The sequence below is a fragment of the Paenibacillus ottowii genome (assembly GCF_006874425.1).
Lineage (GTDB): Bacteria > Bacillota > Bacilli > Paenibacillales > Paenibacillaceae > Paenibacillus > Paenibacillus ottowii.
The window spans coordinates 1-2,219 of sequence record NZ_VIJZ01000031.1; the positions used below are offsets into that span (position 1 = coordinate 1).

Here is a 2,219-nt window from a genome sequence, read left to right on the forward strand (position 1 = left end):
TGGGCGAGGTCGAGGCACAGATTCTGAAAGTGGAAGACGTGCAAGAGGTCATCGTACTGGCCCAAGCGGACGAGCAAGGGCAAAACCAACTGGTGGCGTACTATGTCGCTGAAAGAGAAGTAAGCGCTGGAAAGCTGCGCAGCTTGTTGGGTGAAGAATTACCCAACTACATGGTGCCTTCGTATTTCATCCAGCTGGAGCAGATGCCACTGACACCGAACGGTAAAATCGACCGCAAGGCCTTGCCTGCACCGGAGGGCAGCTTGCAAAGCGGAGCGGATTATGTAGCGCCGCGCACAGCGCTGGAGCAGACGTTAGCTTCCATTTGGCAAGGGGTGCTAGGAGCGAAGAGCGTCGGCATTCTGGATAATTTCTTTGATCTGGGCGGCGATTCGATCAAAGCGATCCAGGTATCTTCCCGTCTGCTGCAAGCGGGCTACAAGCTGGATATGAAGGATTTGTTCCAATATCCGTCCATTTCGCTGCTGAGCGGTCATGTACACAACGTTAGCCGTACAGCCGATCAGGGTGAAGTTTCGGGCAACGTCAAGCTGACTCCGATCCAGCAATGGTTCTTTGAACTATCGTCGGCAGAGCCGCATTATTTCAACCAGTCGGTAATGCTGCACAAAGCGGAAGGTTTCGATCTAGACGCATTGCATCGCACGGTGACCAAGGTGACGGAGCATCATGATGCGCTACGTATGGTTTTCCGTCAGACCGAACAGGGCTATAAAGCGTGGAATCGCGGTGTGAAGGAAGGCGAGCTGTATCATCTGGACGTTGTGGATTTGATGGATGTGCAAAACATGGCAGAGGTGGCAGCCGCCATTGAAAGGAAGGCGAGTGTCATCCAAAGCTCCATTCGTCTGGATGAAGGTCCGCTGGTGAAGCTGGGACTTTTCCGCTGCATGGATGGAGATCATTTACTGATTGCGATCCACCATTTGGTCGTAGACGGCATTTCATGGCGGATTGTGTTTGAGGATTTTGCGACTGGATATGAACAGGCCGTTCGGGGAGAAGCGATTCGCTTGCCATATAAAACGGATTCGTTCTCTGCTTGGGCAGAGCGGTTGTCTCAATATGCGAACAGTCCGGCCGTCGACAATGAACGCGAATACTGGCAGCGTCTTGGCCACATCGAAGTTGCATCACTGCCTAAGGATCACGAAAGAGCGGCCGGACAGCCTTTGCTGGTCAGAAACAGTGAGACGGTGACCGTGGCTTGGAGCGAACAGGAAACCCGACTGCTGCTTCAGGAATCGCACCGGGCGTACAACACCGAGGTCAATGATCTGCTGTTAACCGCACTCGGCAGCGCATTGTACAACTGGAGTGGGCAGAAGCGTGTGCTGGTTCATCTGGAGGGACATGGCCGGGAAGCCATCGTTCCAGATATCGACATCACACGTACGGTGGGCTGGTTTACAAGCCAGTATCCCGTGCTGCTGGATGTGGATGGAACATCAGAAGTAGGACAGCGCATCAAGCGGGTAAAAGAGGACCTGCGTCATGTACCGCATAAGGGCATCGGCTACGGTATCTTGAAATACTTGTCTCAGGATGATGCTCATTCTTGCTTGAGCCTGCAGCCGGAGATCAGCTTTAACTATTTGGGTCAATTTGATCAGGACTTGGAACATGGAGAAATCACGCTGTCTTCACATCCAGGTGGAGAGCCGCTGAGTGACCGCACCGTGCTGGAGCAGCCGCTGAATGTGAACGGCATGATTACAGCAGGCGTGCTGACCTTGGAAATTCGCTATGACAGCCAAGTATACCATCAGCAAAATGTAGAGAAGTTTGCCCGGCTGCTGCAGGAAAGCTTGCAGGAAGTAATCAAGCATTGCGCGTCTCAAGAGCGAAGTGAGCTAACGCCAAGCGATATCTTGTTCAAAGGCTTATCGTTGGAACAGCTGGAACAATTGACGAAACAAACGGCTTCTGTGGGTGAGCTGGAAAATGTGTATGCTCTTTCTCCGATGCAAAAGGGGATGCTGTTCCATAGCCTGATGGAGCCAGACTCAGGCGCCTACTTCCAGCAAGCGTCGTTTGATCAGCACGGCAGCTTTGATGTCGCTATTTTCCACAAGAGTCTGGATCTGCTGACACAGCGTCATGAAGCGCTGCGGACGAATTTCCATCGGTTTGAGACCGGACACGGTCAGGAGCCATTGCAGATGGTATTTCGTCACAAAGATAGCGACCTTTCTTTC

Annotated in this window: 1 protein-coding gene; it reads left to right on the forward strand. The window is 52.5% G+C overall.

Annotated elements, in window-relative coordinates; translation table 11 throughout:
* Positions 1-2,219: condensation domain-containing protein (locus tag FKV70_RS25765; protein WP_244310854.1), on the forward strand; the 2,219-nt coding region annotated here is incomplete at both ends.